Consider the following 19,347-nt stretch of genomic DNA (forward strand, 5'->3'; position numbering starts at 1 on the left):
AATTTATCAATTGACTGAAACTATTTTCTATTATTTGCGTATGAAATAATGTTACAATATAGTTAAATATCTAACTTTTGTAAATTAACAATAATGGGGGTAGTCTTTAAATGGAAAAATTAAACGTAGCTAAGGAATCACTAAATACTGTTATTTATGGGAAAGAAGATGTTGTGGACTTATTATTTGTAGCACTATTAGCTGAAGGACATGTATTATTAGAAAGTGTCCCAGGTACAGGGAAAACAAAGCTAGCAAAGAGTTTCGCTAAAGTAATTGACGGTGATTTTTCTCGTGTTCAGTTTACACCAGATGTATTGCCAAGTGATGTAACTGGAATTCGTTTCTTTAATCCTAAAACACAAGAATTTGAACTACGAGTAGGCCCGGTAGTTTCTAACGTTTTATTAGCTGATGAGATAAACCGTGCCACACCAAAAACTCAATCCAGTTTACTAGAAGTAATGGAAGAATATCAATCTACCATTGATGGGGAAACAATTAAAGTAGAAGCACCTTTCGTAGTTTTAGCGACACAAAACCCAGTAGAAAGTAATTATGGTACATTCCCATTACCAGAAGCGCAGCTTGACCGTTTTCTTTTCAAAATTGATTTAGGGTATCCAGCATTGGAAGAAGAAAAACAGATCTTAACGAATTATCGAACAAAAGACCCATATGACGCACTAACTTCTTCATTAACATTAGAAGACATACGCAATATGCAAGAAGAACTAAAACATGTAACAATTTCTGATGTCGTTTCTGATTATTTGCTAGGATTAGTACATCAATCTAGAGAACATGTAGATGTTGAATTAGGGATTAGTCCTAGGGGAATGCTTGCATTGATGAGAGCAGCACAGGCAAAAGCGTATATGGACAACCGAGATTTTGTAACACCACAGGATATTAAAAGTTTAACACCATATGTTTTTGAACATCGCTTAATTTTAACAATGGAAGGATCAATTAAGAAAACACCTCATCAGGTAGTAGAGGAAATTCTTAAAGCTGTACCAGTACCAGTGGAAGAAGGAGCCGTTACGGAATGATGTGGAAAAAGGATGTCACTTCAGACCATTCTCGGAGTTTTGACTATATCCTACTTGCGCTATTAGTGTTCTTTTTAATTGGGGTTATTTTCAGAACTCCTGTAGCTTTTATAGGTGTCGGAATATTTACGGCCTACCTTATAATCTATAAAATCTATGATCGTACCATTGGTAAAAAATTAGAGTTAATTAATGAAGATAAAACAATAAAATTATTTCCTGGTGAAGAAGAGAATTTACGGTTTGAACTGAAAAACTGGTCCAATTTTCCTATGATTAATGGGTATTTTAAAATCAAAATGGGGCCAGCAGTAAAAGCTTATACCATTGCAAAAGACGAAAAGGAATACTGGAAACAGTTAAGAATCCCTTTATCTGTACTCCAAAAAAGAAATACGATTATTGAGTTTCCTATCGTAGCAGAGCAACGTGGGGTTTCTAAAGTAAATAATATTGAGTTTGATTTTCCACATTTATTAAATTTTAATCTCGTAACACTAGTTTACAAACCAATTTATAAAACAGAGTTTATTGTATATCCTAAGTTGCTTCCAGTACATGGGATTGAAGCAGTGTTTCATATGATGCCTGGGGATGGTAGAACAAATTTCTCTCCATTTGAAGATATTCAAAGTCATCTAGGTACGAGAGATTACAATTACAGTGACCCGTTCCATCGTATCAATTGGAATGCCTCCGTAAAATCACAAACACTTCAGACAAATATTTATGAGAAAGTCGTGGACATTTCGTATGTGTTTATCGTTAATTTAAATACAGAAGATGATACAAATATGGCTAGATTTAACAAAAATCTGGAAAATTTACTCTCTTATACAGCATATTTAAGTGAATATGCTACGAAAACAGGCGTCCCTTATGAAATCTTTATCAATGCTCGTAAACCTGGAAAAGTTCCATATGTTCACTTACCTGAAGGAGAGGGCCGTGATCATTATGCTCATGCATTAGAAATGCTAGCTAGAATACATAAACAATCCATGGCCTTACCTTTTAATGAGATGTTATACCGTATAGGTAAACAGTTTATAAAACCGAAGACCATTATTATTGTAGGTGATGTACCAGCAGGAGCGACAGAAATCATGGATGGGTGGAAACAAGCACAGAATACAGTCTTCCAAATAAAAGGTTCGGAAGAGGGAGCTATGGTGAAACCTTTAACAAGGGGGGAAATGAGTAATGCAAACTAATCAATCCATGATTACGTATGCATACCATTTTTTAAGTGAAGCAATTATCATTTTCCTAATCACCATACCAATTTTTTATCATAAATATGAATTCGTTCCTTATGGGAGTTATTTGGCAGTAATTGTAGTTTTTGGCTTTCTATTTCTACTAATTAGTAATAAAGTGAAGTATGGTTGGAATATCGTTCTAGCACCAGTACTATTTGGGGTCTTTTATATACTAGATTATCCAATAATTATTGCTGCGGCTTTCGCAGTTTTGTTAGTTTGGCGTTTTATAAATATTCGTAAAGAGGCATTAATTCATCGAGAAAATCATTATATTGTTGCGACATTACTATTAACGGCTGTAGTTAGTATATTAGTTCATGACAGTCTAGTAATGTTATATCCATTCTTGCAATTTGTAATCCTGTTTCTTGGTTATATTTTCAGCCAAGTTTATGTAGTTAACTCTAATGATCGTAAACAAATAAATTACCGATTACCACTCTATTTTGTTGGGCTATTAGCAGTCGGGGCAGGTATCTTTTTTGTTATCTTTGACTCTGTACGAAACACCGTTCTATCCCTTACTCAGGGAATATTAAATGGAGCTGGTGCAGCGCTTAGAGGAGGATCGGACTTACTTAGCTTCTTCACTGTTAAAGAAAGAGGTTGGCCTAAGCAAACACCAGAAGAGGCAAAACATGGTGACGGATATTGGGATGAATTACAGCAATTTAATGTTATAGAGGGAGGCTCTATATTACTTATCGCAGGAGTAAGCGTTATTTTGCTAGTGGCTCTTGGTGTTATCATTTACTCATTAATTAAAAGAAAGAAAAGAAATTCGGATGCCTCTGTTGAGAAGAGTGACGCGGTTTCCTATGGAAGTTTAATGGATCGAAATGGGCAAGGACAGATCCTTAAAAATCCTTTTAAAAAATATTTCAAAAAGCCAAGTCATCCAATCCGGAAATTAGTTTATCAGTTTGAAAAAAAAGCTTCAAAGTCAAATAATGGACGAATGGCTTCAGAAACCTTGGAGGACTGGATAGCACGAACGAGATTTAATTTAAACTTTGATAGCTATCAAAAAGTTCGCTATGGACTTAAAGAAGTAACCGATGAAGAATTAAAAGAACTTAAACTGCAACTAAAGGAAATAGAAACAAAGCTATAAGGGTAATTGAAAAGAGTTGATTAAATGGAAAATAAAAACTTAGCTATAACACATGCATACCATTTTTTTAGTGAAGCAATAATTGTCTTCCTAATTATCCATCCATTTATGTTTAGTCATTATCAAGGTATACCATATATGGTGTATATTGGTTTCAGTTTATTAATTGGTATCGTGTTTGCTTTGTTTGAACACTACCAGTTAAAATATACGCCATACTTAATATCCTTTCCAATCATGTTCGTGGTATTTTATTTGATTGGCTATCCAATAAGTTTAAGTCTTATTTTCTCTGTTGTTTTAGTTTGGAGATATTTAGCCATACGAAGTGAGCTTTACTTAAAACGTGAGGAATTCTATCTGATTTTTACTCTATTATTTACAATTGGTATCATTATTTTCACTAAAGATCTACAAGTGATTCTTCTATTATTTGTTATGTTACTAGTCCTGGTAATAGGAAATATTTTAAGTCATCTATTAGTAATAGATAAAAAGGATCAGCAATCGTTTAATAAAAAGTTTTGGATCACATTTGGTGGAGTATTTTCTTTGTTTACGCTTGTAATCTATGCATCATCTGACGGATTACGCTTTCTCTTTGTGAAAATTTATAACTTATTTGGTGATGTATTAGTACTGACAGCTGGTGGTGTAGCAAGTATCTTTGGTGATTTTAATCCTGATGACCATAAGCGTGAAGAATTTGATATGGCAAGTACTGAAATGAATGAAGAAGACCTTGATATGACTTCTTATTTAGAAGTTGTAGGTGCTTTAGTTGGAAGTTATTTTGGTTTGTCTTTACTTATTGCTGTCCTTGTATTGCTAGGAATTTTTATTTACTTACTTTATAGAAGTCGAGTTAAGTTCCGGGAAGAGGAAGAAGTAGAAGACCTTGAATATACGAATATAGAGAATCGCTTACGAGCCGGTAGTAGTTATAACAAAGGTCTTAAGCGAAGGCGTAAAAGAAAAGTTAGTCACCCGATACGAAGAATTATTTATGATTTTGAAAGAAAAGCAGCGAAACACGATATGGGTAGACGACCATTTGAAACACTTGAAGAATGGTTAGAGCGAATAGGATTTACATCGGATTTAAATGTATATCAAAAGGTTCGTTATGCCGGAATGGAAGTAAGTAGTGACGAGAGAAATGACTTAGTGAATGAAATAAAGAGAATGGAAAGAAAATTTAAAGATAAGCCCTAGGGGGTGGAGTCATATTATAAAAAAACACCCTGTAGCAACGTATGCTACATATTTCTTAAGCGAATCAATCATTGTATTTCTTTTATTTCTACCAGTCTTATATTTGCACTATCAAATAACTCCTTTCCAGGAATATTTAGGTGTTGTCATTTTTAGTGGGATTTTCTTTGTTCTATTAGCGAGGAAAACAGCAACGATATCATGGTTTATTTTCCTTGGCCCAATCCTGTTTCTCTTGTTTTCTCTCGTTGGTTTTCCTTTTTTAGCTAGTACAGTATTGTCGATTATATTGGTGTGGAGATGTATTCGCATTAGAGGAGACATGGTAATCGATCAAGAGTCGAATTATCTTCTGATTACTATCTTTTTATCGGTTATCAACTTAATCGTTGTGAAAGATAGTTTCGTCATGGTTTATTTATTATTACAAACAACTACTATTTTGATTGGCTACATCGCAGCACATTTTTTTAATATTAAACGTGATGATCAGAAGAACTTCAATCATAAGCTAATCCCAGGACTTGCTTTGTCACTATTAGTAGGAAGTGGTTTTTTCTATTGGTTTGCCAATACACCTGCTTTATTAAAAATCTGGGATGGGTTTATTTTTATCGTATTTCGGACAGTTGGGCTCATCCTTAGTCCATTAGAATTTCTTGATAGCTTAGAATTTGGTAAAAAACGAGAGTCAGAAGAAGAAATAGTGATGACAGAACCGGAATTTATGGAACAAAGTGACCGAGAAACACTTGTGGAATCGATACCTACATCAACAATTATTACGGGCATTGCTATTTTTGTGATCATTCTAGTAATACTATTTATTATTCGACTCTATCGCCAAGGACTTAAGAATACTGAGGAAAAAGAAAAAGTGCATGTAGATATTTATGATGAGAGCATCAACAAAACGAACCAAGCAGAAAGCTGGATTAGTAAATTATTTAACTTCCGAAGTAAAAAGCCTGATCATCGTGTCCGACAATTAGTATTTCAATTTGAGAGAAGGGCCATTAAATATGATAAAGGAAGACATCGATTCGAGACACTAGAAGATTGGTTACAAAGGCTAGGGTTTAAAGTAAATTTTGAAGTATATCAAAAGGTGCGCTACGGAGATCTAAATGTTACTCAACAAGAAATTGAGACCCTAGAAGCGGAACTAAAAGAAGTAGAATACAAGTGGGGTAGGGAGTCATAAGTGCCATCTAATAGTTAATAAAACACTCAAAATATATACAAAGGTACTGGCGTGCTGCTTTCAAGGGGATTTATATGAATTGTTTGGAAGTTATTCTAATTGTTTCATAATATCAATCGCTCCGGAAATACACTTCGCTTTCACTTCCAGCACAAGTGCGACATCTGTTCAAACTTCCTACGGTCGTTTTCACAGTGTCTTCTATGCCGCGGGCGGCTGGTGAGCCTCCTCGAGCCGTATGCTCGTCGCGTTAGTTGTTCAGAGAAGTATTGCTCCTCGCAACTCGTAGCTTACTCGGCAGAAGTTTTGCTCGATGCTCTCCGGGGTCTCACCTATGTCTCTGCTCCCGCCGGAGTCTACGTGTATTTCCTGCGCTGGTTTTGCATATTATTCTTATATGAGCAATTAAATTGTTGATTCAATTTAAAGTTGACTCCCTGTAACAGCACTCATAATAATAAAATTCCTTTATGCGAGGCTGTACAAGATTTAAAGTAAAGACATCACAACAAAAACACCACCAAGAGTCATGAACAATGAACTGAGGACATAGCCTATAGCTAATCCATAACGTTTTTCCATTATAAGATTCAATGTTTCATTTCCAAATGTAGAAAAAGTAGTATATGCTCCACAAAATCCAACACCTAAGAACAACCATATATCATCTGTAAGGCTACCATTATAGTAATAATACACAATAAATGCTAAAAAAATAGAGCCTGTCACATTTGCAGCCCATGTACCGATCAGTCTTCGATCTACAATACTCGCTATGTAGAATCTTAGGACACTACCTAAAAAACCACCAAGTGCAACTAAAATATACTCCATCACGATTCCTACTTTCGAATGGCAAATTTATACCCGATGAAACAACATAATAATCCACCAAAAATACTTCCAACAACATAAACCAATGCAAGGGTTGTGCTTTGTTGGATTAACTCTAGTGTTTCAATGGAAAAGGTAGAAAAAGTAGTAAACGAACCGATTATTCCGATCGTTAGTCCTGCAAAAAACTCTGGGGAAATTTTTTGTTTTAATATTGAATGATTCATAACATAGGTAAGTAGAAAACAACCGAGTAAATTTGCAGTTAATGTAGCATATGGAAAAAGTTCGTTCGTTACTATGATAATTGAAAGGAAATACCTACCGATGGCCCCGAACATTCCACCAATTCCAACAGCTAATAGATATTTCCAATTCACGCTGTCTGACATTTTGGACATAATCCATAGATTTCAAATTTATGGTCTTCTATTGCGTAATTCATTAGTGATTTTCTAACCTCGTCCATTGGACAAACTTCAATCTCTTTAGTTTTTCCACAATCTTTGCAAATAAAGTGGTGATGGTGATGGCTAGTACAGTTCATACGAAAATGCTTTTCTCCATTTAGTTCGGTTGTTTCTAAAATACCAACTTCATTATACAAGTGAAGGTTACGATAAATGGTATCAAAACTAATTCCCTCATGAGTGGACTCTAAATGTTGAATTAAATCTTTAGCCGTTCGATAACCATCCGCTTCTTCAAAATAGTTTAGGATATCTTTTCGTTTACCTGTTGTTTTATATCCTTTTTTCTTCAATAGTTTAATAGCATCATTTAGATTCATTGTGTATCCCTACCTTTTACTGAATGAACGAAACCGTTTTACACTTATTGAAACTAGCAAAATAAGAATCGATACAATTACAATTGTACCACCTGGTGGAATGTTTAGATAATATCCTGATATTAACCCTATCATAACAGCTATTTCACCAAATACAATAGATAAAAATAACATTTGTTTAAAGCCTTTTGATAGTCTCATGCTTGCTGCAACTGGTAAAGTCATTAAGGCCGAAACTAATAGTACCCCTACGATACGAATGGAAGCAGCAATTACAAGTGCTGTTAAAACAATAAATAAAAAGTGGATCCTTTTTGCGTGAATTCCAGATGCTGTGGCGTGCTCTTCATCAAAAGAAAGAGTAACGAGTTCTTTATAAAATAAGAATATAATAGCCAGAACTACGAAGGATATCCCAATGATAGAGAGAAAGTCATTTCGACTAACAGCTGACACAGAACCAAATAGATAATTCATTAAGTCGGTGTTAAATCCATCTGCCAAGGCAATAAAGATAACACTTAAACCAACCCCACCAGATAGAATGATTGGGATAGCTATTTCTTGATAAGATTTATAGACACTTCTTAGTTTTTCGATAAAGACCGATCCAATAACAGAAAATACCATCCCACTGTATAAAGGAGTTATCATTGTGACAGCAAATTTCTTTTCAATAAATAATCCAAAGGCAATTCCAGCTAACGTAACGTGAGACAGTGCATCAGCAATTAATGACAGACGTCGTACTACGATAAAAGTTCCAAGTAATGGAGCGATTATGCCTATTAGTAAGCCAGTTAAAAATGTATGTCTTAAAAAATCAAATTCTAATATATCACTAAGCATTTCTGTTCCTCCATTAATGGTCGTGTGTAACAAGACTTACGGGATGACCGTATATTTTTGATAAATCATTGGCATTCAGTTCATGGTACGCTTCTGGTTTACCATGAAAATGTAATGATTTGTTAATACATGCAATGTCTGTTGCGTGTTCTGTCATGATACCCGTGTCGTGGGTAACAAGAAGTAACGTTATATTTTGATTAACATTTAAATCAAGCAACAATTCATAAAATCGTTTAACATTTTCGGTGTCGACACCAACAGTGGGTTCATCAAGAATGAGAAGTTCGGGATTACTTACTAAAGATCGGGCGATAAACACTCTTTGTTGTTGACCACCTGAAAGGTTCCCGACATTTTCATATGCATACTCACTCATCCCTACTAAATCAATTGCGTGTAATACTTTAGAGCGATGGCTCCTATTTAGAAATTTAAAATATCCAATTTTTGCTGTTAACCCCATTGATACAACTTCAAAAACGGTTGCTGGAAATCCTTTATTAAAGGAATTAGCTTTTTGAGAAACAAATCCAATTTTATTCCAGTCTTTAAATTTCTCAATAGGTTGTCCAAACAGCTGGATGGTACCAGCATCAGGTTTATTTAACCCTAAGATAAGTTTGATTAACGTAGTTTTTCCACCACCATTAGGGCCAATTAATCCTAAAAATGAGCCTTTTGGAAGTTCAAAGTCAACATTGTCTAATACAAGTCTTTGATCATAGGAGTAATTTATATTTTTCATACGTATAATGGGTTCATTCATATGTGACACCCTTTCTGTAGTTATTACAAGGTAAGTTCAGCATAATTTCAAAAAGCTATATTAGTTTGTTGCTTGGTCTAGTACGTTTAAGTTTTGTTCCATTAAGGAGATATAATCTTCATTATTCTCTATATCATCTTCAGTTAGCACAGATAAATTATGAATGATTAGTGCTTCTGCATTGATATGGTCCTGCACAATTTCAGAAACGCGACTAGAAGTATTTTGTTCAAAGATTATATATTTAATAGTATGAGCGTTTGCCTCTTCGATAATCTTCGTAAGTTCTTTTTGAGAAGGTTCACTACTTGATGAAAGTCCATTAATAGAAATTTGTTCAATACCGTATCGTTCTTCCCAATACCCATAAGCTGCATGGGATACGAGTAGTTTCTTATTCGATTTCTCTTCTAGAGTAGTGACAAATTTGTCATCTAGTTTTCTTAAGTCTTCTTCAAGTGCAATAATGTTTTCTTGGTAATCATCTTTTTTCTCAGGATTTAATTCTTCTAAGTTACTAGTAATGATGTGAGCCATCTCAATCATGCGAATTGGGTCTAACCAAATATGTGGATCATGATCCCCGTGGTTGTGGTTGTGTCCATCATGGTCGTCGTCTTCTTCATGTTGTTCTGTTTCTTCACTATGGAAAAGTTCTTCTTCTTCACCAAGCTCAATTAGCTTAACATCTTGTGACTTTAATGCACCTGCCATACTTTCTGCAAATCCTTCCATTCCAGCCCCTAGATAGATGAACATATCACTTCTAGCAATCTCAGTCATTTCTTTTGAAGTAGGTTCATAAGTATGCGCGTCAACTCCTAGAGGAAAGACAGATTTTACATTAATAGTTTCTCCACCAATACGTTCCACAATATATTGAATAGGATACACTGATGTATAAATAGTAATGCCATCGTTATCCACTGTATCGCTACTAGTTGTTGCACAACCAGTTAAATATATTCCAATAAATAATAGTAAGATTAATATTTTTTTCATAGGTTATGTTTCTCCTCAATTAAGATTGATAGGTTTCGAAAAAATAATACCTTTCATATCTTATCGTAATGATTACGATTTGTAAATAAGAATGATTACGATTTATGACTATTTATAAATGTATTCAAGATGGTACAAAATTAGAAGTAAGTATTTTTCTTGACCGCATATACATAAGGGGGGTATAGTATAGGTAAGAAAAGATAAAGGGTGTGAGTACAATGGACATGAAGCATGATAAGCATCCCGTAAAACCGAGAACCGACAATGAAAAACAAGCCGTAGTTAATCGTTTAAAACGAATTGAAGGGCAAGTTCGTGGAATTCAAAAAATGGTGGAAGAAGATCGTTACTGTGTTGATATATTAGTTCAAATTAGCGCAATAAATGCTGCGCTTAAGAAGGTAGGCTTTTCAGTTGCTGAAAGACATACGAAACATTGTGTTAGTGATGCAGTGTTGTCAGGAAATGGTGAGGAAGCAATTGAAGAACTAATGGAGGTAATGAAACACTTTTCCAAATAAGTAGGGGTGACAATGATGAGTGACATAAAACATGTAACAGTTGGCGTAACAGGGATGACATGTGCGGCATGCTCTACTAGAGTAGAAAAAGTTCTAAATAAGATGGATGGTGTGGAGGCGAAAGTTAACTTAACAACCGAAAAAGCAAGTGTTGACTTCGATTCATCAACAACATCTATGGAAGATATCACTACTAGAATTGAAAAATTAGGGTATGGTGTACTTACCGAAAAAGCTGAATTTGATGTTTTTGGTATGACATGTGCAGCCTGTTCATCGCGAATTGAGAAGGTTTTAAATAAACAAGAAGGTGTTAAATTAGCAACTGTTAATTTAACAAATGAATCTGCAGCAATTGAATACAATCCCAATTTAATTGAAGAAGCAGATATTATTGGTCGTATTCAAAAGCTTGGATATGATGCCAAGCCTAAAGCTGATAAAGAAGAAAAGGAAACTCAAAAAGAAAAGCAGTTGAAGCAAATGAAGTATAAGCTACTAATCTCTGCTTTATTATCTATACCTTTATTAGTAACAATGCTTGATCATTTACTAGGGTTGTCTTTACCAAGTATCTTTATGAATCCTTGGTTCCAATTTGCACTTGCGACCCCTGTACAGTTTATTATCGGTTGGCAATTTTACGTTGGGGCATATAAAAACCTACGTAATGGTGGAGCCAATATGGATGTCCTAGTTGCATTAGGTACAAGTGCTGCTTATTTCTATAGTTTATATGAAGGTTTAAAGACGATTGGTAACCTAGACTATATGCCGCATTTATATTTTGAAACAAGTGCAATTTTAATTACTTTAATCTTATTTGGTAAATATCTAGAAACAAGTGCCAAAAGCCGAACTACCATAGCTATTTCTAAGCTTTTAAACTTACAGGCAAAACAAGCAAGAGTAATCAGAAATGATGAAGAAGTTATGATTCCTATTGAAGAAGTAGTTTCAGGAGATCATTTAGTAGTTAAACCAGGGGAAAAGATACCTGTAGATGGTATCGTTGTTAAAGGAAGAACGTCAATCGATGAATCGATGATAACCGGAGAATCCATTCCAATTGAAAAAACGGAAAAAGATAATGTCATTGGTGCAACAATTAATAAAAATGGAACCATTGAAATGGAAGCGACAAAGGTTGGTAAAGATACAGCATTGGCATCAATCGTGAAAGCTGTAGAAGATGCTCAAGGTTCGAAAGCTCCGATCCAACGATTAGCAGATGTTATTTCAGGATATTTTGTTCCAATTGTAGTAGGAATCGCTGTTGTGACCTTTATTATTTGGATTACATTAGTTTCACCAGGTGAATTTGAAACAGCCTTAATAGCTGCAATTGCTGTATTAGTTATTGCATGTCCATGTGCGTTAGGATTAGCTACTCCAACATCGATCATGGTCGGAACAGGAAAAGCTGCAGAAAATGGAATACTATTTAAAGGTGGAGAACATTTAGAGCGCACGCATCAATTAAACGCAATTGTTTTTGATAAAACAGGAACAATCACTAAAGGGAAGCCAGAAGTAACGAATTTTACTGGGAATGATGATGTATTCCAATTGGTAGCGAGTGCTGAAAGAGGTTCAGAACACCCATTGGCGGAAGCAATTGTTGCTTATGCAACTGAAAAAGACCTTGAATTATTAGAAGCAACAGAATTTGAAGCAATACCTGGTCATGGTATTCAAGCAACTGTTAATCAAAATCAAGTGCTTGTAGGAACAAGAAAATTAATGCAAGAAAATAAAGTAGAAATTCAAGAAGAAGATAAAATGGTTGACTATGAGATGGATGGAAAAACGGCCATGTTAATAGCTGTTAATGGAGAGTATCAAGGAATTGTAGCTGTAGCTGATATTATTAAGGACACAGCAATTGATGCAATTAAAGAATTGAAAGCTGAGGGCTTGGAAGTTATCATGTTAACTGGTGATAACGAAAGAACAGCTAAAGCAATTGCAAAACAAGTGGGGATTACAGAAGTTATTGCGCAAGTCTTGCCAGAACAAAAAGCTGATAAAGTAAAAGCAATTCAAAATCAAGGTAAAAAAGTAGCGATGGTTGGTGATGGAATTAATGATGCACCAGCATTAGCAACGGCTGATATAGGCATTGCTATTGGTACTGGAACAGAAGTGGCAATTGAAGCTGCAGATGTTACGATTCTTGGTGGAGAACTATTATTAATCCCTAAAGCTATTCGTTTAAGTCATAAAACCATTAAAAATATCCGTCAAAACTTATTCTGGGCATTTGCTTATAATAGTGCAGGCATCCCGATAGCTGCTTTGGGCTTACTTGCACCATGGATTGCTGGTGCAGCAATGGCATTTAGCTCCGTTAGTGTAGTGTCTAACTCACTTCGTTTGAAGCGAGTTAAAATATAATTCAATCCTTTTCCTTTAAAGGAGGTGAAATGATGAAAACAACATTAGATGTACAAGGAATGACATGTGGCCACTGCAAAATGTCAGTAGAAGGTGCTTTAAACGAATTGAATGGTGTTTCAAATGTTGAAGTAGACTTAGCTACTGGTAAAGTGGAAGTTACTTATGATGATTCTGTTGTGTCTTTAGAGGCATTACGTGAAGCTGTGGAAGATCAAGGCTACGATGTAGTAGCATAATATATAACTGACCTCTTACATAAGGGGTCAGTTTTACTTTGTTTTTGTGAAATATTTAGGGGTGTTATGGGGGTGTTCGGGAATCGACCCAATCCATCCTTAAGGCTTTTTATTTAAATTAAAACACTTACTATACATAATTTTATAAAATTTTAATTATATATATTGCGAAAACTTCAAATTTAATTTATAGTATTAATTAGATGGACGGATTGGAACTGTCTTTTATTTTTTACAATAAAATGAATGAGTATTCATTCAAATTATGATTGGGGGATAAAATATGAAGCGAACGATCAAGCGTGCTGCAGTTTTAGGGTCTGGTGTTATGGGCTCTGGCATCGCTGCTCACCTAGCTAACGTGGGAATACCAACACTAATGCTTGATATTGTGCCGCGAGAGTTAACAAAGCAGGAAGAACAAAAAGGGCTAACATTAGAGGATAAGGCTGTACGTAATCGAATTGCAAGCGATAGTAAAAAAGCATTGTTAAAACAAAAACCTTCTCCAATAACAACAAAAGCAAGTTTAGATTTAATTGAAGTTGGAAACATGGATGATGATATGGAGAAACTTGCAGATGTTGATTGGATTATTGAAGTTGTTGTCGAGAATTTAGACGTTAAGAAAAAGGTATTTGCAAATGTCGACAAATACCGTAAACAAGGTGCTATTGTTAGTTCCAATACGTCTGGTATATCGGTTGAAGACATGTCTGAAGACTGTTCAGAAGATTTCCGTAAACATTTTCTAGGAACACACTTCTTCAACCCACCAAGATACTTAAAATTACTAGAAGTGATCCCTACGAAGAATACGGATCCAGAAGTTCTAGCATTTATGAAGGAATTTGGTGAAGACGTACTAGGAAAAGGTGTAGTTGAAGCGAAGGATACACCGAACTTCATCGCTAACCGCATTGGTACTTACGGATTATTAGTCACTGTTAGAGAAATGCTTAAAGGTGGATACAGTGTAGGGGAAGTTGATTCTGTAACAGGCCCAATCATTGGTCGACCAAAGAGTGCTACTTTCCGTACGTTAGACGTGGTTGGTCTAGATACATTTGTTCATGTAGCAAAAAATGTTTATGACCAAGTGGAAGGTAAAGAAAAAGAAGTATTTGACGTACCTGAGTTTATGTTGAAAATGCAAGAAAATGGCTGGCTTGGAGCAAAAAGTGGGCAAGGATTTTTCCTAAAGAAAAAAGGAAAAGATGGAAGCACCATTTATGAATTAAATCCTGAAACACTAGAATATGAAGATCGTAAGAAACTAAAGACGGCTGCAACTGAAATGGCTAAGCAAGAAAAAGGGTCTCGTCGTAAATTGAAAGCGCTTGTATCAGCAAAAGGTGACCGAGCAGGAGATTTAGTATGGTCCGTTCTAAAACCAGCATTGATTTATTCTGCTGAGTTAACTGGAGAAATTGCTGATGACATTTTATCGATTGACCAAGCAATGAAATGGGGCTTCGGATGGGAAATTGGACCATTCGAAACGTGGGATGCGATTGGCGTTAGAAAATCAGTTGAGCGCATGCAAGCAGAAGGTGAAACAGTACCAGAGTGGGTACTAAACATGTTAGAGAATGGACATGAATCCTTCTATAAATCAGAAAATGCAAATGTATATTACTATGACAATGGAGAATATAAGCAACAGAATTTTAATCCAAAAGAAATCAACTTAAAATCATTAAAAGATGTAAATGGTGTGATTAAGAAAAATTCTGGTGCAAGTTTAATAGATTTAGGGGATGGAGTGGCAGCACTTGAATTCCATTCACAAAGCAATGCTATCGGTCTTGATATTATCCAAATGGTTAATTATGCCATCGAAGAGGTAGGAAGAAACTATAAAGGTCTAGTCATTGGTAACCAAGGGAAAAACTTCTGTGTTGGTGCAAACCTTGGCATGATGTTATTTGAAGCTCAAGATGATAACTTCTTTGAATTAGACATGGTCATTCGTCATTTCCAAAACATGACAATGAATATTAAATACTCAGATAAACCTGTTGTCGTAGCACCATTCAATATGACATTAGGTGGAGGAGCTGAAGTATCTCTTCCAGCAGCTGCAATTCAAGCATCAGCTGAAACCTACATGGGACTTGTTGAATTTGGTGTCGGACTAATCCCAGGTGGTGGCGGTACGAAAGAATTGTACCTAAAAGAATTACGCAACCTACCTAAAGGAATTGATTTTGACCTAACAAAAGTAGCTAATGATGTATTTGAAAAAGTTGCTATGGCTAAAGTTTCCACTTCAGCAGAGGAAGCACGTGAGTATGGATTTTTAGATGCAAATGATCGTATTAGTGTGAATCCAGATCATTTAATTTATGATGCGAAACAACGAGTATTAGAATTAGCAAATAATGGTTACCGTGCACCAAAACGTGAAAAGATCCCTGTAGTAGGTGATGCAGGTTATGCTGCAATGCTTATCGGAGCAAAAACATTGCAACTTAGTGGATACGCATCAGAACATGATGTGAAAATTGCTGAAAAATTAGCTTACGTACTTTCTGGTGGTCGAATTAAGGAAGGTACATTAATTGATGAACAAGTAATGCTTGATTTAGAACGTGAAGCATTCTTAAGTTTAATCGCTGAACCGAAGACACAGCAACGTATGCAACACATGTTGGTAAAAGGAAAACCATTACGTAATTAGAGAAAAGGGGGAGAAAACGTGAAGGAAGCAGTTATAGTTGCAGGAGCAAGAACCCCTGTGGGTCGAGCAAAAAAAGGAACGTTAGCTAATACACGTCCCGATGATTTAGCAGCGTTAACGATAAAAGAAACATTGAAGCGCGCAGGTAATTATGATGGCAATATTGATGATGTCATTATTGGGTGCGCAATACCAGAAGCAGAACAAGGAATGAATATGGCTAGAAACATTGCTGGTCTAGCTGGATTACCAAATGATGTTCCTGGAATTACGATCAACCGTTATTGTTCTTCAGGATTACAAAGTATTGCTTATGCTGCAGAAAGAATTATGGTTGGATCTAGTGACACAATCATTGCAGGTGGAGCAGAATCTATGAGTCTAGTTCCTATGCTAGGTCACGCATTTAAACCAAATCCAACGTTGGTTCAAGATGCACCGGGATACTATATGGGAATGGGACATACAGCAGAAGAGGTAGCAAACCGTTTTGGAATTTCTCGTGAGGATCAGGATGCATTCGCTGTACAAAGTCACGAGCGTGCAGCAATCGCAATCCAAGAAGGGAAATTCAATGATGAGATTGTACCTATAGAAGTTACTGAAAGAGTAATAGGAAAAAATAATAAAGTAGAAGAAAGATCGAAACTTTTTGATACAGATGAAGGTGTAAGACCTGGTACAACAATGGATGTGTTAGGTAAATTACGTCCTGCATTTAACGTCAAAGGATCTGTTACTGCAGGTAACTCTTCTCAAATGAGTGATGGAGCAGCATCTGTACTTGTAATGGAACGTGAAAAGGCAGAGGCAGAAGGCTTAACGCCATTAGTTAAATTCCGTTCATTTGCTGTAGCAGGTGTTGAACCAGAAATCATGGGTGTTGGCCCTGTTGAAGCTATTCCTAAAGCATTAAAGATTGCAGGGTTAGATGTATCTGATGTTGGTCTATTCGAACTAAACGAAGCATTTGCTTCACAATCTGTAAGAGTAATTCAAGCATTAGATCTAGATCCAAATATCGTTAATGTCAACGGTGGCGCAATAGCACTTGGGCATCCACTAGGAATGACAGGTACAAAGCTTACTCTAAGCCTTGCCCATGAAATGAAACGCCGTAACGTTCAATTTGGTGTTGTAACCATGTGTATCGGTGGAGGAATGGGAGCAGCAGGAGTATTTGAACTTCTGTAAGAAATAAAAGAGTATAATAATAGATTATTCTGTAGATGAAATAGGTAACTAAGAAATACTCTGAACAGTTGCCATATACGTAGACTCCTGCGGGAAGTGGGAGAACGGTGAGACCCCACAGGGCAATGCCCGAGGAGGCTCACCACTCCCCTGCGGCAAAGAAGACACTGTAAAAGCGCCCGGAGGAAGCTTTTACAGATGTAGCACTTGTACTGGAAGTGAAAGCGGAGTGTATGGCAACTGTGGTTTAGATTAAGAGTCTATATAAAGGGAGATGGAAACTATGAGTGAAACAAAAGAAAAGTTATTTAAAGGTGGCGGCTTTTTAGTTGAAGACATCAATGGTGAAGACGTTATTACACCAGAAGACTTCACTGATGAGCACCAAATGATCGCTAAAACTACAGAGGAATTTGTAGCAGGAGAAGTATTACCATTAGTTGATAATTTAGAGAACCATGAATTTGAACATTCTGTTGACTTATTGAAAAAAGCTGGTGAACTAGGATTACTAGGTGCAGATGTACCTGAGGAATATGGCGGTCTTGGCCTTGATAAAATCAGCTCATCATTAATTACTGAAAAATTCTCTCGTGCAGGTGGTTTTTCTGTAACTCATGGAGCTCACGTTGGAATTGGTTCATTACCAATCGTATTCTTTGGTAATGAAGACCAAAAACAAAAATATTTACCAAAACTAGCTTCTGGTGAATTATTAGCAGCTTATGCACTAACAGAGCCAGGATCTGGATCTGACGCATTAGGTGCCAAAACAACTGCGAAATTAAATGAAGCAGGTACACACTATATTTTAAATGGTGAAAAACAATGGATTACAAACTCTGCTTTTGCTGACGTGTTTGTTGTATATGCAAAAATCGACGGGGAGCATTTCTCTGCATTTATCGTAGAAAGAGATTACCCAGGAGTATCTACTGGACCTGAAGAGAAGAAAATGGGGATTAAGAGTTCTTCTACTCGTACGTTAATTCTTGAAGATGCAGAAGTACCTGTAGAAAACCTTTTAGGTGAAAAAGGAAAAGGCCACAGAATTGCTTTTAACATCTTAAACGTTGGACGTTATAAATTAGCAATTGGTGGTGTAGGTGGTTCTAAACGCGGTATTGAATTAGCTACTAAATACGTAAATGAGCGTAAGCAGTTCGGTACAGCAATCTCTAGCTTTAGCTTAACTCAAGAAAAGCTAGCGACAATGGCTGCTAGAACGTATGCAAACGAAAGTGCTGTATATCGTACAGTTGGATTATTTGAACAACGCATGGGATCAATGACAGATGAACAATTAGCAGATGGCCGTGAAGTTGCTAAGGCTATCGCTGAATACCAAATCGAATGCTCCATGAACAAATATACTGCAACAGAGTGCTTAGATTATGTAGCTGATGAAGCAGTACAATTACACGGTGGATATGGCTTCATGCAAGAATATGAAGTTGAGCGTATATATCGCGACTCTCGTATTAACCGTATTTTCGAAGGTACAAATGAGATTAACCGTCTATTAGTACCAGGTACATTATTGAAAAAAGCTATGAAAGGTGAATTACCTCTACTTCAAAAAGCACAAGGTCTTCAAGAAGAGTTAATGATGATGATGCCAGAAGAAGTTGGTACAGAACCGTTAGAGCAAGAGAAGCATCTTTTGAGAAATGCTAAGAAAATTGTTTTACTTGGAGCTGGATTGGCTGCTCAGAAATACATGCAAAAACTAGAAAAAGAACAAGAAATCCTAGTGAACCTTGCAGATATGGTAGCAGAAGTATACAACATGGAATCAGCAATTCTACGTACTGAAAAAGCAATTAATAAATCAGGACTTGAGAAGAACAACCAAAAACTACTTTATACTCAAGTTTACGTTCAAGAAGCATTCAACCGTATCGAAGCTGATGCTAAAGAAACGTTGATTGCAGTAGAACAAGGTGATACACTTCGTATGATGCTTTCATCACTACGCAAGTTAACTCGTCATGAACCAACAAATGTTATTGCGAAGAAACGTGAAATTGCAGCTAATATTATTGAAGCAGAAAAGTATGTAGTTTAATAATAATAAAGAAAAATGCTCGGGGCTGGTTTTCCCTGAGCATTTTTTTGTTACTCGATGTCCTATTGAAGGAAAAGAAGGGTGAAAAGGTAAACGAGAGCCGATCTCGATGCCGGAAGGAGGGGAAAAGTGCTAGCTACGGTAA

At 36.0% G+C, this 19,347-nt stretch carries 17 protein-coding genes; 11 read left to right on the plus strand and 6 right to left on the minus strand.

Annotation, left to right across the window (positions count from 1 at the left end):
• Nucleotides 1-110 precede the first annotated feature (110 nt).
• From BUB12_RS05310 to BUB12_RS05335, 5 genes are all read left to right on the plus strand, one after another.
• Entirely contained in the window at nt 111-1,055 is a 945-nt protein-coding gene (locus BUB12_RS05310) for an AAA family ATPase (protein ID WP_072888804.1), read from the plus strand.
• Nucleotides 1,052-2,269 (plus strand): DUF58 domain-containing protein, encoded by a 1,218-nt coding sequence (locus BUB12_RS05315; RefSeq protein ID WP_072888806.1) that lies wholly within the window; start codon nt 1,052-1,054, stop codon nt 2,267-2,269. Before BUB12_RS05310 ends, BUB12_RS05315 begins: the two co-directional genes overlap by 4 nt.
• The gene (locus tag BUB12_RS05320; protein WP_072888808.1) at nt 2,259-3,434 is read left to right on the plus strand and encodes a hypothetical protein; all 1,176 of its coding nucleotides are present in this window, start codon (nt 2,259-2,261) and stop codon (nt 3,432-3,434) included. The genes BUB12_RS05315 and BUB12_RS05320 overlap by 11 nt, the downstream gene beginning before the upstream one ends.
• 24 nt (nt 3,435-3,458) lie before the next feature.
• Nucleotides 3,459-4,649 (plus strand): DUF4129 domain-containing protein, encoded by a 1,191-nt coding sequence (locus tag BUB12_RS05325; RefSeq protein WP_072888810.1) that lies wholly within the window; start codon nt 3,459-3,461, stop codon nt 4,647-4,649.
• Nucleotides 4,650-4,752: 103 nt separating this feature from the next.
• Entirely contained in the window at nt 4,753-5,853 is a 1,101-nt protein-coding gene (locus BUB12_RS05335) for an MFS transporter (RefSeq protein ID WP_143155596.1), read from the plus strand.
• A gap of 489 nt (nt 5,854-6,342) precedes the next feature.
• On the opposite strand, the gene BUB12_RS05340 is transcribed toward BUB12_RS05335, so the two are convergent.
• The 6 genes from BUB12_RS05340 to BUB12_RS05365 are packed head-to-tail and all read right to left on the minus strand — an operon-like array spanning nt 6,343 to nt 10,097.
• Complete coding sequence (locus BUB12_RS05340; protein WP_072888816.1) at nt 6,343-6,687, minus strand: fluoride efflux transporter FluC; 345 nt, start codon at nt 6,685-6,687, stop codon at nt 6,343-6,345.
• 8 nt (nt 6,688-6,695) lie between these two features.
• Nucleotides 6,696-7,079, minus strand: coding sequence for a fluoride efflux transporter CrcB (gene crcB, locus BUB12_RS05345; RefSeq protein WP_084063221.1), 384 nt, complete (start codon nt 7,077-7,079; stop codon nt 6,696-6,698).
• Nucleotides 7,064-7,477 carry a Fur family transcriptional regulator gene (locus tag BUB12_RS05350; protein WP_072888820.1) on the minus strand — a complete coding sequence of 138 codons (414 nt, stop codon included), beginning with the start codon at nt 7,475-7,477 and terminating at the stop codon, nt 7,064-7,066. The genes crcB and BUB12_RS05350 overlap by 16 nt, the downstream gene beginning before the upstream one ends.
• A 9-nt stretch (nt 7,478-7,486) precedes the next feature.
• Nucleotides 7,487-8,326 carry a metal ABC transporter permease gene (locus BUB12_RS05355; protein WP_072888822.1) on the minus strand — a complete coding sequence of 280 codons (840 nt, stop codon included), beginning with the start codon at nt 8,324-8,326 and terminating at the stop codon, nt 7,487-7,489.
• Between the two features lie 13 nt (nt 8,327-8,339).
• The gene (locus BUB12_RS05360) at nt 8,340-9,095 is read right to left on the minus strand and encodes a metal ABC transporter ATP-binding protein (RefSeq protein WP_072888824.1); all 756 of its coding nucleotides are present in this window, start codon (nt 9,093-9,095) and stop codon (nt 8,340-8,342) included.
• Between the two features lie 60 nt (nt 9,096-9,155).
• Nucleotides 9,156-10,097 (minus strand): metal ABC transporter solute-binding protein, Zn/Mn family, encoded by a 942-nt coding sequence (locus BUB12_RS05365; RefSeq protein ID WP_072888825.1) that lies wholly within the window; start codon nt 10,095-10,097, stop codon nt 9,156-9,158.
• Between the two features lie 221 nt (nt 10,098-10,318).
• Between BUB12_RS05365 and BUB12_RS05370 the strand changes: the two genes are divergently transcribed.
• The 6 genes from BUB12_RS05370 (at nt 10,319) to BUB12_RS05395 (ending at nt 19,202) form a co-directional block, all read left to right on the plus strand.
• Nucleotides 10,319-10,621, plus strand: a complete 303-nt coding sequence (locus tag BUB12_RS05370) for a metal-sensing transcriptional repressor (RefSeq protein WP_072888827.1) — start codon at nt 10,319-10,321, stop codon at nt 10,619-10,621.
• A 12-nt stretch (nt 10,622-10,633) separates the two neighbouring features.
• Nucleotides 10,634-13,018, plus strand: a complete 2,385-nt coding sequence (locus BUB12_RS05375) for a heavy metal translocating P-type ATPase (protein ID WP_200801021.1) — start codon at nt 10,634-10,636, stop codon at nt 13,016-13,018.
• A 32-nt stretch (nt 13,019-13,050) separates the two neighbouring features.
• Nucleotides 13,051-13,257, plus strand: coding sequence for a copper chaperone CopZ (gene copZ / locus BUB12_RS05380; RefSeq protein ID WP_200801022.1), 207 nt, complete (start codon nt 13,051-13,053; stop codon nt 13,255-13,257).
• A 283-nt stretch (nt 13,258-13,540) separates the two neighbouring features.
• Nucleotides 13,541-15,940, plus strand: coding sequence for a 3-hydroxyacyl-CoA dehydrogenase/enoyl-CoA hydratase family protein (locus tag BUB12_RS05385; protein ID WP_072888832.1), 2,400 nt, complete (start codon nt 13,541-13,543; stop codon nt 15,938-15,940).
• 18 nt (nt 15,941-15,958) lie between these two features.
• Complete coding sequence (locus BUB12_RS05390) at nt 15,959-17,134, plus strand: acetyl-CoA C-acetyltransferase (protein ID WP_072888834.1); 1,176 nt, start codon at nt 15,959-15,961, stop codon at nt 17,132-17,134.
• 283 nt (nt 17,135-17,417) lie between these two features.
• Complete coding sequence (locus BUB12_RS05395; protein WP_072888836.1) at nt 17,418-19,202, plus strand: acyl-CoA dehydrogenase family protein; 1,785 nt, start codon at nt 17,418-17,420, stop codon at nt 19,200-19,202.
• Nucleotides 19,203-19,347: the final 145 nt, after the last annotated feature.

Origin of the sequence: Ornithinibacillus halophilus (genome assembly GCF_900129485.1) — a bacterium.
Taxonomy (GTDB): domain Bacteria; phylum Bacillota; class Bacilli; order Bacillales; family Amphibacillaceae; genus Ornithinibacillus; species Ornithinibacillus halophilus.

What these genes read in the sequence shown, in the direction of transcription:
- BUB12_RS05310 (WP_072888804.1), top strand. Translation starts at nt 111, where the DNA reads ATGGAAAAATTAAACGTAGCTAAGGAATCACTAAATACTGTTATTTAT.
- BUB12_RS05315 (WP_072888806.1), top strand. Translation starts at nt 1,052, where the DNA reads ATGATGTGGAAAAAGGATGTCACTTCAGACCATTCTCGGAGTTTTGAC.
- BUB12_RS05320 (WP_072888808.1), top strand. Translation starts at nt 2,259, where the DNA reads ATGCAAACTAATCAATCCATGATTACGTATGCATACCATTTTTTAAGT.
- BUB12_RS05325 (WP_072888810.1), top strand. Translation starts at nt 3,459, where the DNA reads ATGGAAAATAAAAACTTAGCTATAACACATGCATACCATTTTTTTAGT.
- BUB12_RS05340 (WP_072888816.1), bottom strand. Translation starts at nt 6,687, where the DNA reads ATGGAGTATATTTTAGTTGCACTTGGTGGTTTTTTAGGTAGTGTCCTA.
- crcB (WP_084063221.1), bottom strand. Translation starts at nt 7,079, where the DNA reads ATGTCAGACAGCGTGAATTGGAAATATCTATTAGCTGTTGGAATTGGT.
- BUB12_RS05350 (WP_072888820.1), bottom strand. Translation starts at nt 7,477, where the DNA reads ATGAATCTAAATGATGCTATTAAACTATTGAAGAAAAAAGGATATAAA.
- BUB12_RS05355 (WP_072888822.1), bottom strand. Translation starts at nt 8,326, where the DNA reads ATGCTTAGTGATATATTAGAATTTGATTTTTTAAGACATACATTTTTA.
- BUB12_RS05360 (WP_072888824.1), bottom strand. Translation starts at nt 9,095, where the DNA reads ATGAATGAACCCATTATACGTATGAAAAATATAAATTACTCCTATGAT.
- BUB12_RS05365 (WP_072888825.1), bottom strand. Translation starts at nt 10,097, where the DNA reads ATGAAAAAAATATTAATCTTACTATTATTTATTGGAATATATTTAACT.
- BUB12_RS05370 (WP_072888827.1), top strand. Translation starts at nt 10,319, where the DNA reads ATGGACATGAAGCATGATAAGCATCCCGTAAAACCGAGAACCGACAAT.
- BUB12_RS05375 (WP_200801021.1), top strand. Translation starts at nt 10,634, where the DNA reads ATGATGAGTGACATAAAACATGTAACAGTTGGCGTAACAGGGATGACA.
- copZ (WP_200801022.1), top strand. Translation starts at nt 13,051, where the DNA reads ATGAAAACAACATTAGATGTACAAGGAATGACATGTGGCCACTGCAAA.
- BUB12_RS05385 (WP_072888832.1), top strand. Translation starts at nt 13,541, where the DNA reads ATGAAGCGAACGATCAAGCGTGCTGCAGTTTTAGGGTCTGGTGTTATG.
- BUB12_RS05395 (WP_072888836.1), top strand. Translation starts at nt 17,418, where the DNA reads ATGAGTGAAACAAAAGAAAAGTTATTTAAAGGTGGCGGCTTTTTAGTT.